Genomic DNA, 17,462 nt, shown 5'->3' on the forward strand with positions numbered 1-17,462 from the left:
CATTCTACTACTTGAATTCTATATCACTTTCAAAAATCCTTTGTTTTCGACAAATTTTTTCAGTTCTACTCCGAAACTCTAATTTTACACTATTTCTCTTCAAAAATCTTAGATGCCGCTCCTGATTTTTATAATTTTTCGCCGTAAAAGAAGAACCTACCCGGCAATGGCACGGGTGGTCCTTCTATTTTTCCTCTATCCTTGTTTTGCAATTTCACTTAAAATGACATTGGCCGTTTCTTCCACAGCTCGATTCGTCACATCGATGACTTTGCAACCAAGCTTGGAGACAACATGCTGGAAGTACCTAAGCTCCTGTTCAATCCGTTCCATACGTGCATAATTCGCATTATCCTTCAGGCCTAGGGCTATCAACCTTTCCCTTCGGATTGAATTTAATTTTTCGGGCGACGTCACGAGACCAAAACATTTATCAGGATGGATCTTAAACAATTCGGCAGGGGGTTCCACTTCTGGAACAAGCGGAACATTCGCCACCTTATAGCGTTTATGTGCCAAGTATTGAGATAATGGCGTCTTAGACGTCCGCGATACACCAACCAATACGATATCCGCTTTCAGGATTCCCCGTGGATCTCTGCCATCGTCGTATTTCACCGCAAATTCGATCGCTTCGATTTTTTTGAAATAATCATCGTCCAACTGACGGACGAGCCCCGGTTCTTCAAGCGGCTGCTCGTTAAGTTCTTCTCCTATTCGATCGACAACCGGACCGAGCAGGTCAATGCAGCAAATGCCTGCATCCTCACATTCTTTCTTCAATACTTTACGCATTCTGCTTTTTACCAACGTATAAATGATAATGGCTCTCTGCTCTTTTGCCAAATAGACGATCTCTGCCAACTGGGAGTCTTCTTCAACATGTGAAAAGCGCTTCATGGATACAGCTTCAAGCCCTTGACTGAACTGGCTCGCTGCCGCTTTTGCCACCAAATCAGCAGTCTCCCCGACCGAATCGGATATGATAAATAATGTTAGCTTTCTCATCTTAGGTATCCACCTCATAATTCGTGGTCTTCCGCAAGTGATAGGAAGGCTGCGGTGATGTTCGTTTTCGTAATTCTTCCAACGACTTCGAGTCCTTCCTCTTTTTCTATGACTACAGGAAGGGAATCAATCTGTTGATCTATCATCTTTTGTGCAGCGTATAAAAGTGTATCTTGCTTTTTGCAGTATGTAATATTAGGCATCCTCGTCATAATAACATGGACGGGAATCTTTTCAAGTTCGTTATTGCCTAAACTCGTACGCAATAAATCCTTTCTAGATAGGATCCCAGCCAGATTGGATGATTTATCGATTACGAACAAGGTGCCGACATCCTCTAGGAACATCTGACATATAGCATCATAAACGGAGACTGTGTCAGCAACGACTACTGGGATGGATTGGAAGTCACCGACTTTCATTCCAATCATGCTATCCGCAATCGATTGGACAGTTTTCTTTCCTGAATAGAAATAGCCGACTCGTGGCCTTGCATCCAAATAACCTGCCATCGTCAAAATAGCCAAGTCAGGACGAATCGTAGCCCTTACCAAGTTCAAACGTTCGGCAATTTGTTCGCCCGTAATCGGACCATCCACCTTTACAATCTCTAGGATTTCCGTCTGGCGTTTATTCAGTTCCATTTCTATCACCGTCCTAACCGTACTATTCTCCCCTCGATTATTATATACGATGTGTACAACTATTGCTAAGAAATGATAACCATGCTACACTGAAAATGAATTCAATAGGCGCAGATAGGTCTATAAGTAATGTCACCAGCAGCGAACGGGGATAGTGCAAGCCCGTATGGACATGAAACGGCAACCTGGAGCCAATGCAGTTTTTTTAAGTGGGCTGGTAGACCAGCCAAACGGGGTGGAACCGCGGGTCATCATGCACTCGTCCCCGGACGTAATGTCCGGGGATGGGTGCTTATTTTAATTGGAGGGATTTTACATGATGTCAATGGAACAAGTCGTTAATTTAGCAAAGCAAAGGGGGTTTGTCTTCCCGGGATCCGAGATTTACGGTGGTCTGGCCAATACATGGGATTACGGTCCGCTCGGTGTTGAACTGAAAAATAATATCAAACGGGCTTGGTGGAAAAAATTCATCCAGGAATCTCCGTATAACGTCGGACTTGATGCAGCAATTTTAATGAATTCAAAAGTTTGGGAAGCTTCTGGCCATGTCGGTAACTTCAATGACCCGATGATTGATTGTAAGAAATGTAAAACTCGTCATCGTGCGGATAAATTGATCGAGGATGCGCTGGACGCGAAAGGATTGGAAGTCGTAGTTGATGGACTCCCGTTTGAAAAAATGGAAGAATTGATCAAAGAACATGAAGTGGTCTGCCCAAGTTGTGGCGCGATGGATTATACAGAAATCCGCCAGTTCAATCTAATGTTCAAAACATCACAAGGGGTGACGGATTCCTCCGCGAACCAGATCTTCCTTCGTCCTGAAACAGCACAGGGAATCTTCGTCAATTTCAAAAACGTACAACGTTCGATGAGAAAGAAATTGCCGTTTGGAATTGCGCAAATCGGAAAAAGTTTCCGGAATGAAATTACTCCAGGAAACTTCACATTCCGTACGCGCGAATTCGAACAGATGGAATTGGAATTCTTCTGCAAGCCGGGCGAAGATATGAAATGGTATGAATACTGGCGTGATTTCTCTAAACAATTCCTATTGAACCTCGGAATGACCGAAGACAATATGCGCCTTCGTGAACATAATGAAGATGAGCTTTCCCACTATTCGAAAGGGACTGTGGATATCGAGTACAAATTCCCATTCGGTTGGGGCGAACTGTGGGGCATCGCCAATCGGACGGACTTCGACCTGAACCGTCATATGGAATATTCAGGCGAAGACTTCCACTACCAAGACCCGGTAACGAATGAAAAATTTGTCCCGTACTGCATTGAGCCTTCTCTCGGCGCAGACCGCGTCACATTGGCCTTCCTTTGCGATGCTTTTGACGAAGAACAATTGGAAGGCGACGATAAGCGTACAGTGCTTCGTTTCCACCCAGCACTTGCACCGGTCAAAGCAGCCGTCCTGCCTCTGTCCAAAAAGCTTGCGGAAGGCGCTGAATCGGTTTACACAGAACTATGCAAACACTTTACCGTTCAGTATGATGATTCTCAATCCATCGGTAGAAGATACCGCCGTCAGGATGAAATCGGAACACCTTTCTGTATCACGTATGATTTCGATTCGGAAGAAGATCGCCAGGTGACCGTACGTCACCGCGACTCGATGGAACAAGTCCGCATGCCAATAGAAGAAGTGCAGGCTTACATTGAAAAACATTTGGAGTTTTAATGATAAAGAACCGGAAGAAACGGCTACTCGCCTGTTTCTTCCGGTTCTTCCTTTTTCGGTAATAATGCCGGTGTCGATTCAAGTTGATCCAAAAATGCCCTTGATTTGAGACGGACTCCTACCTGTTCATCATAGATGGTGCGGATGATTTTTTTCATAAATTGCTTCGTTGATTTCTTTAATGTCAAATTACCCAACCGATTGATCGGTACGTTATAAAAAGTGCGAATCAATCGCAATTGTGTCGGTGATAGACGAATGATATAGCGATCGATAGCGAAGCAGCGGTGGCAAAGAAAACCGATCTGCTGGAATGAAAATGCAAACTCCCCTTCAGTCGCCCCACAATTTGCACATTGGTGCAAAACTGGATGAATCCCTGCCACGGGAAGCATCTTCCACTCGACAAAGAGGGCTATGGCTTCGGGGTCATATTGCTCATCAATAGCGTGAAGCGCATCCGATAGCAAGCCATATACGCCTGATACCCTCTCCTGGTCCTCCGTCAATCGATCGATCAATTCCACAACATAACTGGCGTATGCTGTCGCTTCCAAGTCCTCACGGATAAAACGCATGGAATTGATTGGCTCACCTTGTTCCAACGTTCCCATCCCCCGGCCGGTCCGGATGAGAAATGAACATTCCATAAATGGCTGGGTGATGCTTGCCAGTCGGCTCGCAGGCTTCTTCGCCCCTCTGGCCATCGCTGTCATCTTTCCCGCTTCCCGGGTAAATACGGTCACAATCTTATTCGATTCACCGTATGGAATGCTGCGAAGGACAATGCCTTCCCATTTATTCAACAAGGCACTCCCCCCTTTCGGCTACAGGCGGCTGACTCTCTCAGTACTCGTCTTCTCTAAAGCCGAATTCCCGTAACTGACCCGGTTTGTTCCGCCAATCTTTTTGGACTTTCACCCATAGTTCGAGAAAGACCTTTGAGCCGAGCAGCATTTCGATGTCATGTCTTGCTTTCGTTCCGATTTCTTTCAATAAAGCCCCCCGTTTGCCGATGACAATTCCCTTTTGGGAGTCACGGTCGACCACAATCGTCGCCATGACATTGACTATTTCACGCTCTTTTTCCCGTTCGATCTTTTCAATGACAACCGCAATTGAGTGGGGTATTTCCTCTCGGGTCAAATGAAGGACCTTCTCACGAATCAGCTCCGAAATGATGAACCGTTCCGGATGGTCTGTCACTTGATCGTCAGGATAATATTTAGGTCCTTCCGGCATATAGGTTGTCAACGTTTCCAAAAGCCGTTCCACATTATTGCCGTTCATTGCGGAAATCGGAACAATTTCTGCAAAGTCATATTCCTCTGTGTAGGAAGTGATGATCGTCAGCAAATCGTCGGGATGGACAAGGTCAATTTTATTGATCACGAGAAAAACCGGAGTTTCCGTCCTCTCTAACAGCTCAATAATAAAGCGGTCTCCACGACCGATCGGTTCATCCGCATTCACCATGAACAGGATGACATCCACTTCTTTCAATGTGTTGCGGGCTGTTTTCATCATAAAGTCGCCCAGCTTATGCTTCGGTTTGTGGATGCCTGGCGTATCGATGAAAATGAGTTGCGAATCCTCGGATGTTACAACCCCTTGGACTTTATTCCGCGTCGTTTGAGGTTTGTCGCTCATGATAGCGATTTTTTGCCCGACGACCCGATTCAAGAAAGTCGATTTCCCTACATTCGGACGACCAATGATGGAAATGAAACCTGATTTAAATTGATTATTTTCTTGCTGCATATGATAAATCCTCCTTCGAAAAAGCGCCGGGCAATAGCTCCGCGACCGTCGTCTCTTTGACATCTCCTTTAAGGTTTGCCAAATAAACCGGCATGGAACCTTCACAAAACTCGGCAATCACTTGACGGCATGCTCCGCAAGGCGAGATCGGCCCTTCCGTATCGCCAATGACGGCTAGCGCCTTGAAGGAGCGAACTCCTTCCGAAACCGCTTTAAAAAAGGCAGTACGTTCTGCGCAATTCGTCATGCTATACGCCGAGTTTTCAATATTACATCCATGATACACCGTTCCCTCTGTCGACAATAATGCCGCTCCAACCGGGAATTTGGAATAAGGGACATAGGCCTGATCCCGTGCTTTTTTCGATTCTTCCACTAATTTTTCAATATCCACTATTCCACCTCGTTCCTCGTTAACCTAGCCACTTTGATCCAAATAGGATTATTCCAATGATTGCACTCACAATGGCATATATGAGCACAGCGCCTGCAGCCAAATCCTTCGCCTGCTGTGCCAAAAGATGGTAATCCTCCGTTACCAGATCGACGACTTTTTCAATGGCTGTATTCATTAATTCCAACGCGAGCATACCGCCAATCAATACCACGACAATAAACCACTCCGTCATCGTCAATTCTGTCCAAATACCGGCGAGGATGACTACAATTCCAGCCAACAAATGAAACTTGAAATTCCGTTCCAATCGGGTGCCGAGGAGAATGCCATTCCACGCGTAGTGGAATGACTTAAAAAAATTCTGCATCCTGGGCTTCCCCTCACCTTCCGAGTCCGAACGAATCCAGGATCTCCTTCTGCTTCCCGAACATCACCTTCTCGTCCTCCTCGTTCATATGGTCATAACCAAGGAGGTGTAAAAAGCCGTGCAACGCCAGAAAGCCGATTTCCCGATTGAAATCATGCCCGTATTCGGCTGCCTGATTTTGGGCAGTCTCTACAGAAATAATGATATCACCCAATGCGGTCGGTAGATCCTCCCCGACAATTGCAATTTCTCCTTCCGCCATCTCTTCAAGAGCAAACGATATCACATCGGTCGGAACATCTTTTCCTCGATATTCAGCATTGATTTTTTGAATCTCTTTATCCGTCATAAATGTTATGGATACTTCTAAATTCCCTTCCAATTGTTCATTTTTTGCGGCGTGATTGAGCAGATCCCGTATCAGATCCTCTATTTCTCCGTGCACCATTCCGGTTTCATCTTCAAAAAATAGTGTTAGCACGTCTCCATCTCCGTTTCATTCCGGATATTCAATCCGATTATGGAAAATCCCATTCAACGTTTCGCATATGACCGTTTCCACTTTTCGTAATTCTTTCATGGAAATATCACATTCGTCAAATTGGCCGTCGTTCAGCCGATCATTGATGATCGCTTTTACGAGAGCCGCAATTTTTTGAGGAGTCGGTTCTTTCATGGAGCGGACTGCCGCTTCGACACTATCCGCAATGGATATGATAGCAATTTCTTTCGTTTGCGGTTTAGGTCCTTTATAGCGATACTCCTCTTCATTAACCTCTTCCCCTGCATTTTGCGCTTTAACATAAAAGTATTTCAATAGGCTGGTGCCATGGTGCTGCCTTGCGATGTCGATGATTTCTGCCGGCATCTTATGCTTCTCTAACATTTTTGCGCCGTCTTCTGCATGGGAAATGATGATATCCCGGCTTTTTTCAGGCGGCATATGGTCATGCGGATTTTGGCCTCCATGCTGATTCTCTATGAAGTAACTAGGGCGGATCGTCTTACCGATATCATGATAATAACTTCCCACACGGGCAAGCAACCCATCAGCGCCAACCGATTCACAAGCCGCATCCGCCAGATTCGCGACCATGACACTATGATGATAGGTCCCGGGCGTTTCGGTCAGCACTTTTTTAAGCAACGGATGATTCGGATTGGATAATTCAATCAATCTCATATCCGACAAGATACCAAATGCCGATTCAAAAAATGGCATCAGGCCGATCGTCAGGGCACCTGATAAAATACCCGATGAAATGGCGGCGATCAAATAAAAGACCAATTCGGGCAAATCGTAAGTCGACTGGGTCATTAACAAGTAAAATGCGATGAACAGAGTATTGGAACAGGCTACTCCAACACTGGTCCTTAAAATACTCGATCTTCTCCCACTATTACCAAGCAAATACAAACTGACAATTCCGCTGAATAGTATGTATAGGGCGATCTCCATTTGAATGAGCGCGGCATACCCTTCTTGTAGCATTATTCCCGCTGTAGCCGCGGTGATAAACGTCATCATCAAAGCCAATCGTTCATTCGTCAACAATTTGATCAGCATCGAAGCCAATGCAGTCGGAAATAAAAAGGCTACGAGCACATCGAAATCCTTTTCAATGAGTGCAATCAACTTCATCAGGATGACCAATAGGAAAAAAACGGTCAGCACAATTAACAAAGCTTTTTTCTTCACCTTTGTATTTACATCCCACGTGCTGAAATGCAAATAAATTAACGAGGACACAAATAAGACGAATAAACCGAGCCCTAATAACGGCTTTAGCGAAGATTGATTTGTCAAAAGGCCGGTGAGCTCCAACTGCCTATAAATTTCCCCGTCGATCAATTGCCCCTCCCTGACGAGCACCTGTCCTTGCAGGATTCGTGTAGGTTCAACGGCAGCCTTGGCCTGTTCCACCCTCTCCTCCGTCAGAGTTTCATTGACCTTCTCTGTTTCCACAACAAGGGAGCGACCGATGGTGACCACGGTTTGCAGGACGGACGAAGGAATGGCATCAGACAAGCGCAAACGTCGTTCCACTTCGTACTGGACGGAAGCCAGGTCCGCTGTCCGGATCGGCCTGGATAAAGTCTCCCCAATGACCGACACCAGGTTGTCCTGGATTTTCGTCAAAATCTCCGTATCCTGCGCCAGCAAAATGGCAATGGTAGAATCATTCAGATTCAGGTCGGGCTCCTCTTCCTCCAGTCTCGCCAATTGTTTACGGACTTCAGCAATTTGCTCCTTTTGTGTAATAGCGGGCTTTTCCGCCTCTTTTTTCCGGGCGGCATTGCCATTTTTCACTTCAATCAAAATGTCGAAGATGGATGTTGCAATCGCTTGCCTGTTTTTCGCTATTTCTTCCGAGAAATGATAGACGGCTGAAACTTCCTGTGCCGCCCTCTGCCTCTCTTGTTCGGTCTTCACAGTGTCCTCGACTGTCTTAGTGGCTCGAATGGTATGTTGGGAAATTTTGAACGGTTCCACTTCATACGTTTCGTTTTTCACACTTCCGAACATGAAGGTAAACAAGAGGATGGTTGAAATTCCGACGAGAAATAGTTGGAAAGTGTCAAATTTAAGAGAGTTGAACAATTTTTTTATCGAACCGAACATTCCGATCCCACCCCCGCATCTTGGTATTATGTACGGCAGCAACAAGTCGAACGTTCCGGAAGCAAGCAATTTAGCCTTCGGTGTTCCAAAATGAAGTGTGCTTGTCCGGATCTCGCATGTTTAAAAAGCAGTCACGATTGCGACTGCTCTTTTTCATATGCTGCAATGATTTTTGCGACGATCGGATGCCGTACGACATCTCCTTGTTCCAAGTATTGAAAATGGATGTCCGGCACATTGTTTAAAATGGCTTCCACTTCGATCAATCCCGAAACGGTTCCTCTTGGCAAATCGATTTGTGTTTTATCACCCGTAATGACCATTTTCGACCCGAACCCAAGTCGCGTCAAAAACATTTTCATCTGCGCTTTTGTAGTATTTTGCGCTTCATCAAGGATAACGAAGGCATCATCTAATGTTCTACCCCTCATGTAGGCAAGAGGGGCTATTTCGATAACTCCCCTTTCGATAAGCCGGTCGGTATGTTCCGCTCCTAAAATATCATGGAGCGCATCATATAGAGGCCGTAAGTAAGGATCCACTTTCTCTTTCAAGTCACCCGGCAGGAATCCGAGGCTTTCGCCAGCTTCCACCGCGGGTCTTGTCAAAATAATCCGTTTGACCGAACCGGTTTTCATTGCCTGCACTGCAAGGACTACGGCCAAATAGGTCTTTCCTGTCCCTGCAGGACCAATGCAGAAAACGAGGTCATTTTTGCGGATGGCATGAATGTACTCCCGTTGTCCGATCGTTTTCGCACGGATCGCTTTGCCTTTTGTATTACGGGCAACTTCTTCGTCATAAAGCTCTGAAAAATACTCGATCGTACCTCTTTTCGCCATTTCGATCGCCGACACAACATCGCGTTGGTTAATATTGATGCCCCTGCGGATCACTTTCAGCAGCTGCTCCAAAAGGTCTTTAGCCAACAGTCGACTTTCTTCCGTTCCTTCGAGGGAAATTGTATCTCCCCGTGTCATGATGGATAAATTCAAGGCTTCTTCAATTAATTTCATATTCTGATCGGAAATTCCGAGAAGCATGACAGCCTCGTTCGGATCTTCAATATGCAGTTGAGTCATTTGTTCATCCAATAGCCTCAGTCTCCTTGGGAAATCGGTCTTTTTGTTGCGATATCATCATTGATTAAAAATAATATGGTCCCACTAACTTTATCATTATCGAATGAGACGTGCAAAATTTTTTCATCTTTTATAATCGCTTTCGACGAAGGAGAGGCTAAAAACTTGTTTTTTAATAAAGGGAGGATGACACTCTCCTCCATGCCTTCTTCCAAAACAAGCTTCCCGGTAATGTCATTCGTATATCGTTTCGTTTGAATGATGGACCATGGAAACTTCCGATCTTCGCTTTCCCAGGATGGTTCTCCTCCTGTTTTCCATGGGGGTTTGAAAGATATTTCGACAATTTCTTCACCCTGCATTTGATAGGTGATTGTCCTTGGTATGCTGAATTGATATTCCATCCAATAATCAGCGTATACTTCTCCTTCGGCTCCTACTACAACTGATTTAGAGCCTTGCTCCAGAATACCCGTTGCCAGGACATCCCCTTTTTTCACCGTTTGATGAACCCGTCCCACCCGTTCCCCTCTTTCCAATTCGAATCGGGTGATGACTCCTCCAGTTCGCGCGACTAGATTGGATGGCGGCCCTTTCTTCTCCTCCATTTTATTGGAGGGTGGCGACAGCATCGGAATGACAGTCAAAGATGTTCCTATCTTTTTGAAGCGGATCCAAGACAGCGAGGGATCATTCTTCATGAGGTGTCTGCGGATTTCTCCTTCTTCGGGCAACAGGGCTAACGGTCGTAATGGCACAATCGAAGCCTTTTCAAGCTTTTCCTCGATCCGGTCTACAACTTCGGGTCGATCGGAATCCACGGTGACGGTCCAAAGAAAAAAGGAACAGGCGAACGGAATGGCGCACGCTATCAGGAAGAGCGGTGTAAGTATGATCTTTTTCGCACCTCTGTCATGTTGCGGACCGGTGACGGAAAACTTGAAGCGGAATGCTCTCCTTCGCTTGCGCAGTTGGGCCAGTCCTTTCCGGTCTGTCCGGAAAGTCGCTACCTGATTGTCAATCGATAAGGAGCGGATCTTGGTCCCTTTCATGGCTAGGTCGGTAAGGAATTTGCTGATATCCCCTTTTCCCGTCAACTTGATATGATACCATTTGTCAAACATGGGTTGTTCCCTCTTCATGCGCCAATACCATTTGCACGCTTCGAATCAAAGTGAAAGTAAAGAGGGCTACTTCTTCGGACAGAACATCAACCGTCATTTCTTCTCCTTCAACGGTAATTACATAGTCTCCCGATTGGACAGTTGCGGAATCGGGGCCTAGCTTGCGCAACGTATAGGGTCCGTTGATATGCAAGGATGAGTAATCTTCAATTGTGATGGACGCACCTGTTTTGAATAATTTTTTCATCAGATAAAAACCCCCTATTCATATGTATGATATGAATAGGGGGTCAATGATTACCGTTTCGATTTTGGTGGCCCCAATATTTCAGAAAATATGATCCCTTTCAACAAGTCCTCTTCTTTTGTAGGGAACAGATCCATGGATCTTTCTGATGAGGATATGGGTTGCACACGGCCGCCATGTGCCGATAATCGGCCACGGTGCTGTTCCAACGAAGGCTTCGTAACAGCTGGAGGCTCGGAAACGGCTCGTGCCGCTACGACTTCGGGAGTTGGAACCGGTGGTGCCTTTTTAGGTTGAGTGGGCGCCAACTGCCGACTAGGCGGCTCATTATCTTCGGTTTGTAACTCCTTTTGAATTTCCCGATACATATCCCTGGACAATTCTTTCAACTTTTTCAGAGGATCGTCCGGCTGTCTCGCTGGCGGTTCCACCTTACCCGCAGCGGTAAATGGTTTTGCTCCCGTTTTTGGAGGCTCTTTTTTCGCTTTACTGCCGTTTAAAAACGATCCGACAATGAGTGAAATGATGAGTAAGACGATTCCTTCCATTTCACATCTCCCCTTTCCGGGAAATCACCATTTCTTTATGATTGTTTTTTATCATCGGATGCTTGTTGTTCGCCGCCAATTTTACTGATGGAATCACGCATGCCTGTATCGGCTTGGATATTTTTATAGTTCATATAATCCATGATTCCGATATTGCCTGTACGTAGCGCTTCCGCCATGGCAAGCGGAACTTCCGCCTCGGCGCCGACCACTTTCGCGCGCATCTCTTGGACTTTCGCTTTCATTTCCTGTTCGTTGGCAACGGCCATCGCACGGCGTTCCTCCGCTTTTGCCTGTGCAATGTTCTTATCTGCCATCGCTTGTTCAGTTTGAAGTTCCGCCCCGATATTCTTCCCGATATCAACATCCGCAATATCGATGGAGAGGATTTCAAAAGCAGTTCCTGAATCCAGACCTTTCGCAAGAACCGTTTGGGAAATCATATCAGGGTTTTCCAATACTTTGGCATGATCTACCGATGAACCGATAGTGGAAACGATTCCTTCCCCAACACGGGCGACAACAGTCTCTTCCCCGGCTCCCCCGACGAGACGGTCGATATTCGCACGAACGGTGATCCGTGCTTTCGCTTTCACTTCAATCCCGTTCATCGCAACACCTGCGATAAACGGTGTTTCAATGACTTTCGGGTTAACGGACATCTGAACTGCTTCCAATACATCTCGTCCTGCAAGGTCGATTGCGGCAGCACGTTCAAAACTCAATTCAATGTTCGCACGGTGAGCTGCGATCAAAGCATTTACGACGCGGTCGACATTCCCTCCGGCAAGATAATGGCTTTCCAGTTGGTTAATGCTGACATTCAAGCCGGCCTTGTGTGCTTTGATCAACGGATTAACGACCCGGCTCGGGATGACCCGACGGAGCCTCATCCCGATGAGCGTGAAGATGCTGACACGCACCCCGGCCGCCATCGCGGAAATCCAAAGTGTTACTGGCACTAATGTGAAAAATACGGATAAAACTAGGATCGCGACGAACGCGATAGCAACAATCGTAATCATGCTTCCCGTACCTACTATAGCTGGCATTATTCATTTTCCCCCTTTTTATCGGTTTCCCGAACTACAATCCGGGAACCTTCAACCTTCACAATGATAACACTCTTTCCTTTGTCAATGTAACTTCCTTGCGAAACTACATCGATCCGTTCACCTTCCAACTCGATCGTACCCGCCGGTCGAAGGGGAGTCGTCGTCTTGGCAGTCTTGCCAAGTAATTCAACCCGGTTGACATTGGATACATAGCCGCTTTCGGTGTCCGTTGAATCCATTAAAACCATTTTGTTTAGTAAATGCAATTTTTTACCGAAAAACTTCATAATAATCCCCATCCCTGTGGCGGCAATGGCAATCGCGATTAAGACCGAAATTCCCATATACAACGGATTGCCGCCAGCCATAATGATACTTCCAATGATTGCGAGTGACCCGATAATCCCTGCAATTCCGCCTGGCAAGAAAAATTCAGCGATTATTAGACCAATCCCGATGATGAAGAGGATGATCGTCTCATAACCGGCAAGCCCGGCTACCAGATGGCCGAAGAAAAACAGAAATAAGGAAGTGATCGCCATCGTTCCCGGCACGCCGAAACCCGGCGAATATAACTCGAGGACAAGTCCCAACCCGGCAATGGAAAGCAAGATCGGCACGACGACCGGATGCGTAACAAAACGAGCAACGTTTTCGGCAAATGTCTCACTCGTCGAAATAACTTCAGCGTTCTCGTAACCGGTTACCTTCAGCAACTCCTCGAACGAAGAGACCGTGCCTTCACTATAACGGACTTCTTCCGCTTCTTTTGCACGCAGAGTCAATAGTTCTCCTTTACCGGCCCGATATTCGGGAAGATCGATATCTGGATCCGCCATTGCATGAGCATAGAGCGGATTCCGTTTGGACGATTCCGCCGCATTAATCATATTTGCCACCCAGGCACTATGGGCTTTGACATCCGCTGCCGTTCCATCGGCTACAATGACTTGTGCAGCTCCGATCGTTCCGTTCGGCACCATGTAGATTTTATCCGCATGAAGAGCTAAGAACGCTCCCGCGGATAGCGCTTCGTCGTCTATAAACGCAATGATCGGCATCTCCGTGTTATCAAATAGTCTAGCTATTTGACCCGCAGCATCGGTGAATCCGCCCGGTGTATTGATATCGAGAAAAATGGCATCCGCCCCTGCTTCCTCCGCTTCTTGGAAGGAACGTTGCAAAAAAGCATACAATCCCTTTTCAACTTCTTTATGAATAGGCACTTTGTACACTTTCTGAGAAGCGGCACTTGTTCCTAACACCGGCATGGTAAATACCGAGAGCAATAAGAGGAACAACAGAACATTCCCCACCGCTTTACGCATTGTATCTCTCACCTCTTTCTCTATAATCATTATATCTCTTTATACGGATGAAAACCCTGATGGTTTCATTTTTCTTTTGTAACATAACAAATAAACCGGAAAATCCATGAAAGGATTTTCCGGTTTACTAATGTTTGATTTCAGAATTGGTAGAGTTACCGATCAAGAATATAAGGAAATTAGAATTTACGTTTTCTAGCTGCCTCAGATTTCTTTTTGCGTCTTACACTCGGTTTCTCATAATACTCACGCTTTCTTACCTCTTGTATTGTTCCACTCTTGGATACAGTACGTTTGAAGCGGCGAAGAGCATCTTCAAGCGATTCGTTTTTACGAACAACAGTTTTCGACATATCTCTTGTCCCTCCCTCCAAACACACTTCGGAACATAGCCAAGTGCCATGTACTCAAAAATTGTATCACATGATTTACTGGTGGTCAATATAAAACTTTTAAAAATAATGAGAGTCCTGAAAACTTAGCTGACAGGTCTTGTAAGCGCCACCACGACTTATGGGCGGTCGATGGATTATATGAGCAACTGGCACGACTTATGAGCGGTCAGCGAATAGTATGAGCGTCTATCACGACTTATGGGTGGTCGACGGAAGATATGGGCGCTCAGCGGATTATATGAGCGCCTATCGGATCCGAGTTGAAATGTGGATTCGATTCCTGCCCGAATTGTCGGCAATCATACCATCTTAATAATCCGCTTCGGAGACGAGCCCTTCCATGATTTGCACGCCTGAGCTAGCACCGATCCGCGTGGCACCCGCGTCGATCATTTTTTTCATGTCTTCCAGATTACGAATTCCACCTGAAGCTTTGACTCCCATTTCAGGACCGACGACTGCCCGCATCAATTTGACATCCTCTTCGGTAGCCCCGCCCGTGGAAAATCCTGTAGAAGTCTTGACGAAATCAGCCCCTGCGGCAACTGCTAATTCACACGCTTTTCTTTTTTCTGCATCCTCCAAAAGAGCTGTCTCGATGATCACTTTGACAAGTGCTTTTCCTTTGGCAGCCTCGACGACCGCTTGAATATCGTTTTTCACCAGCTCATTTTCACCGCTTTTTAATGCCCCGATGTTCAGTACCATGTCCACTTCGGATGCACCATTAGAAATTGCATTTTCAGTTTCAAACACTTTCGTCTCCGTAGTGGATGCACCGAGCGGAAAGCCGATCACTGTACATACTTTAACCGATGTACCTTCCAAAGCCGATGCGGCTGTTTTGACCCAAGCCGGATTCACACAAACGGATGCGAATGAATAGCTCCTCGCTTCTGCGCATAATTCCAAGATCTCATCCTGCTTTGTGTCGGCTTTCAATGCGGTATGGTCAATATAGGATGCAAACTTTTCATTCATAATAATTCCTCCCCAGAGTTAACATGCTCTTCCCATCTTACCAAGAGGGCATTGACTACGCACGAAAAAAGCTGTTGCATCCTGTCATCCGGATGCAACAGCTTCCTTTTATGCGTAGATTTCTTGTTCGTCCACGACGCGGACAAACTGACCTTCATTGTATGGATAGCCCGCTTTATTGATTTTGACCATCACAAGTTTTCCAACCATGGATTCATCCGCCGGCATAACAACCTTCAGGTAGTTATCTGTATAGCCTACGTATAATCCACTGTCCGGATCTTCTTTATACTGTTCTTCCGGGATGACTTCGAGTACTTCTCCCTCAAATGAAGAAGCGTATTCTTTCGCCAATTGATCATTCAATTCGAGCAAGCGGTGCACTCTCTGGTTCTTCACTTCTTCGTCCACTTGGTCTTCCATTCTTGCGGCAGGGGTTCCTGTCCGTTTCGAATATGGGAATACATGGAGTTCGGAGAAGCGGTAATCACGAATGAAATGATATGTTTCCATGAATTCCTCTTCCGTTTCACCCGGGAATCCGACGATGACGTCAGATGTTATGGCAAGATGAGGAAGGGCTTCCCGCAAACGATCCAATCGCTCGGCGAAAAACTCCATCGTGTATTTACGGCGCATCCGTTTCAGCACCGTGTTGGAACCCGATTGGATTGGAATATGGAGGTGACGAACGACGATTTTAGATTCTTTTAACACCTGAATCACTTCATCCGTCAACTGGCTCGCTTCGATCGAACTGATGCGAAGACGCTTCAAACCTTTCACTTCGGTTTCCAAATCGCGTAGAAGTCGGGCGAGATTATAGTCCTTCAAATCCTCGCCGTAGCCTCCCGTATGGATGCCCGTCAGGACAATTTCAAGATAGCCTGCATCGACCAGCTGTTGGGCTTGTCGAATGACTTCTTTCGGGTCTCGGGAACGCATCAAACCACGCGCCCAAGGAATGATGCAAAATGTGCAGAAATTATTGCATCCTTCCTGGATCTTGAGGGAAGCGCGAGTCCGATCCGTAAATGCCGGAACGTCCAACTCTTCGTAGACACGATTTTTCATTATGTTGCGGACCGCATTGATCGGTTGGCGTTCCTTGCGGTATTCATCGATCAATCCGAGCAATTTTACGCGATCTTGCGTACCGACTACGATATCGACACCCGGAATGGCCATGATTTCAGCCGGCGACGTTTGGGCATAGCAACCCGTTACACAAATAACCCCGTCCGGATTTTTACGGATGGCGCGTCGGATCACTTGACGACTTTTTTTGTCACCTGTATTCGTGACAGTACATGTATTAATAACGTAGACATCCGCATTTTTTTCAAAATCCACGCGTTCATAACCCGCTTCTTTGAAAAGTTGCCAGATAGCCTCCGTTTCATAATGGTTCACTTTGCAGCCTAACGTATGAAATGCAACAGAAGACATGGGCTGCTCACCTCTTTCATTCAAATTCGTAAGACATGGCGGACAAAACATATAAAGGCGCTGTCTCCGTGCGTAAAATCCTCGGGCCTAATGAAATCGGAAGGAACCCTGCCGAACGCAACGTTTCCGCTTCCTTTCTTGATAGACCGCCTTCCGGCCCGAAAACAGCCAGTACCGTTTGTCTATGATACACGTTTTTTAGCCGCACTGCAATCTTATGCGGACTTCCACTTTTGGCATCTTCTTCATCAGCCAATAGGAGAACGTCGTAGTTCGATGCTTCGGCGAGCAATTGTCGGAATGTCATCGGACTGGATACGGAAGGGATTCGGGTTCGATGACATTGTTCCGCCGCTTCCTTAGCGATCTTCTGCAACCGCTCCACCTTTTTGCCGCCCTTCTTTTCATCCCACTTCACGATAGATCGTTCCGCTTGGAAAGGTATGATCCCAGACATTCCGAGTTCAGTTCCTTTTTGGACAATCAGATCAAGCTTATCTCCTTTTGGAAGACCACAAGCAATTGTCACGCTCAAGGGCATTTCATTGGAAGGGAGGGGCCCTTCCTGTTGTTGGACGACGACTCCGTCAGCCAGTGACTCCGTAATCGTGGATCGGTAGGCCGCCCCGTCTGAAACGGCGATTACTTCATCTCCGACATCCATCCGCATGACCCGGACGATATGTTTGCCGTCTTCCCCAGTGATCGTTGCCTGCCCATCATTGTCGAACGGATTTTGCAGAAAATAACGTTGCAA

Annotated in this window: 20 protein-coding genes; 2 read left to right on the forward strand and 18 right to left on the reverse strand. The window is 46.3% G+C overall.

The features are described from left to right. Positions 1-195 precede the first annotated feature (195 nt). Together AB1K83_RS06450 and AB1K83_RS06455 are read right to left on the reverse strand one after the other, a co-directional pair. Positions 196-1,008, reverse strand: coding sequence for a pyruvate, water dikinase regulatory protein (locus AB1K83_RS06450; protein ID WP_413057334.1), 813 nt, complete (start codon positions 1,006-1,008; stop codon positions 196-198). 14 nt (positions 1,009-1,022) lie between these two features. Beyond that, a complete protein-coding gene (locus AB1K83_RS06455) occupies positions 1,023-1,661 on the reverse strand; it encodes a helix-turn-helix transcriptional regulator (protein WP_413057335.1) in 639 nt (212 codons plus the stop codon). Positions 1,662-1,781: 120 nt separating this feature from the next. On the opposite strand from AB1K83_RS06455, the gene AB1K83_RS06460 reads away from it, so the two are divergent. Together AB1K83_RS06460 and AB1K83_RS06465 are read left to right on the forward strand one after the other, a co-directional pair. After that, positions 1,782-1,994: a hypothetical protein gene (locus AB1K83_RS06460; protein ID WP_413057336.1), complete on the forward strand. Its 213-nt coding sequence runs from the start codon at positions 1,782-1,784 to the stop codon at positions 1,992-1,994. Further along, the gene (locus tag AB1K83_RS06465; RefSeq protein ID WP_413057337.1) at positions 1,969-3,348 is read left to right on the forward strand and encodes a glycine--tRNA ligase; all 1,380 of its coding nucleotides are present in this window, start codon (positions 1,969-1,971) and stop codon (positions 3,346-3,348) included. The genes AB1K83_RS06460 and AB1K83_RS06465 overlap by 26 nt, the downstream gene beginning before the upstream one ends. 23 nt (positions 3,349-3,371) lie before the next feature. Here AB1K83_RS06465 and recO read toward each other — a convergent pair whose 3' ends face one another. The 16 genes from recO to AB1K83_RS06545 form a co-directional block, all read right to left on the reverse strand. After that, the gene (gene recO / locus AB1K83_RS06470; protein ID WP_413057338.1) at positions 3,372-4,157 is read right to left on the reverse strand and encodes a DNA repair protein RecO; all 786 of its coding nucleotides are present in this window, start codon (positions 4,155-4,157) and stop codon (positions 3,372-3,374) included. Positions 4,158-4,194: 37 nt separating this feature from the next. Next, a complete protein-coding gene (gene era, locus AB1K83_RS06475) occupies positions 4,195-5,109 on the reverse strand; it encodes a GTPase Era (RefSeq protein WP_413057339.1) in 915 nt (304 codons plus the stop codon). Next, positions 5,093-5,503, reverse strand: a complete 411-nt coding sequence (locus tag AB1K83_RS06480) for a cytidine deaminase (RefSeq protein WP_413057340.1) — start codon at positions 5,501-5,503, stop codon at positions 5,093-5,095. The genes era and AB1K83_RS06480 overlap by 17 nt, the downstream gene beginning before the upstream one ends. Before the next feature lie 19 nt (positions 5,504-5,522). Beyond that, complete coding sequence (locus tag AB1K83_RS06485) at positions 5,523-5,873, reverse strand: diacylglycerol kinase family protein (RefSeq protein ID WP_413057341.1); 351 nt, start codon at positions 5,871-5,873, stop codon at positions 5,523-5,525. A gap of 13 nt (positions 5,874-5,886) precedes the next feature. After that, on the reverse strand, positions 5,887-6,321 hold the full coding sequence (gene ybeY / locus AB1K83_RS06490; protein ID WP_413057527.1) for an rRNA maturation RNase YbeY: 435 nt from the start codon (positions 6,319-6,321) through the stop codon (positions 5,887-5,889). 48 nt (positions 6,322-6,369) lie between these two features. Continuing rightward, complete coding sequence (locus AB1K83_RS06495; RefSeq protein WP_413057342.1) at positions 6,370-8,496, reverse strand: HD family phosphohydrolase; 2,127 nt, start codon at positions 8,494-8,496, stop codon at positions 6,370-6,372. Positions 8,497-8,627: 131 nt separating this feature from the next. Then, on the reverse strand, positions 8,628-9,590 hold the full coding sequence (locus tag AB1K83_RS06500) for a PhoH family protein (RefSeq protein WP_413057343.1): 963 nt from the start codon (positions 9,588-9,590) through the stop codon (positions 8,628-8,630). A gap of 5 nt (positions 9,591-9,595) precedes the next feature. Next, complete coding sequence (locus AB1K83_RS06505) at positions 9,596-10,702, reverse strand: sporulation protein YqfD (protein ID WP_413057344.1); 1,107 nt, start codon at positions 10,700-10,702, stop codon at positions 9,596-9,598. Further along, entirely contained in the window at positions 10,695-10,949 is a 255-nt protein-coding gene (locus tag AB1K83_RS06510; protein ID WP_413057345.1) for a hypothetical protein, read from the reverse strand. The genes AB1K83_RS06505 and AB1K83_RS06510 overlap by 8 nt, the downstream gene beginning before the upstream one ends. A gap of 50 nt (positions 10,950-10,999) precedes the next feature. Continuing rightward, complete coding sequence (locus AB1K83_RS06515) at positions 11,000-11,497, reverse strand: hypothetical protein (RefSeq protein WP_413057346.1); 498 nt, start codon at positions 11,495-11,497, stop codon at positions 11,000-11,002. 35 nt (positions 11,498-11,532) lie between these two features. After that, on the reverse strand, positions 11,533-12,522 hold the full coding sequence (floA, locus tag AB1K83_RS06520) for a flotillin-like protein FloA (RefSeq protein ID WP_413057528.1): 990 nt from the start codon (positions 12,520-12,522) through the stop codon (positions 11,533-11,535). A 26-nt stretch (positions 12,523-12,548) separates the two neighbouring features. After that, positions 12,549-13,880, reverse strand: a complete 1,332-nt coding sequence (locus AB1K83_RS06525) for an NfeD family protein (protein WP_413057347.1) — start codon at positions 13,878-13,880, stop codon at positions 12,549-12,551. 179 nt (positions 13,881-14,059) lie between these two features. Further along, complete coding sequence (rpsU, locus tag AB1K83_RS06530) at positions 14,060-14,233, reverse strand: 30S ribosomal protein S21 (protein WP_413057348.1); 174 nt, start codon at positions 14,231-14,233, stop codon at positions 14,060-14,062. Positions 14,234-14,584: 351 nt separating this feature from the next. Further along, positions 14,585-15,256 carry a deoxyribose-phosphate aldolase gene (gene deoC, locus AB1K83_RS06535; RefSeq protein WP_413057349.1) on the reverse strand — a complete coding sequence of 224 codons (672 nt, stop codon included), beginning with the start codon at positions 15,254-15,256 and terminating at the stop codon, positions 14,585-14,587. A 108-nt stretch (positions 15,257-15,364) separates the two neighbouring features. Beyond that, on the reverse strand, positions 15,365-16,705 hold the full coding sequence (gene mtaB, locus AB1K83_RS06540; RefSeq protein WP_413057350.1) for a tRNA (N(6)-L-threonylcarbamoyladenosine(37)-C(2))-methylthiotransferase MtaB: 1,341 nt from the start codon (positions 16,703-16,705) through the stop codon (positions 15,365-15,367). Between the two features lie 16 nt (positions 16,706-16,721). After that, the gene (locus tag AB1K83_RS06545; RefSeq protein ID WP_413057351.1) at positions 16,722-17,462 is read right to left on the reverse strand and encodes a 16S rRNA (uracil(1498)-N(3))-methyltransferase; all 741 of its coding nucleotides are present in this window, start codon (positions 17,460-17,462) and stop codon (positions 16,722-16,724) included.

It is taken from the genome of Sporosarcina sp. 179-K 3D1 HS (assembly GCF_047228905.1).
Lineage (GTDB): Bacteria > Bacillota > Bacilli > Bacillales_A > Planococcaceae > Sporosarcina.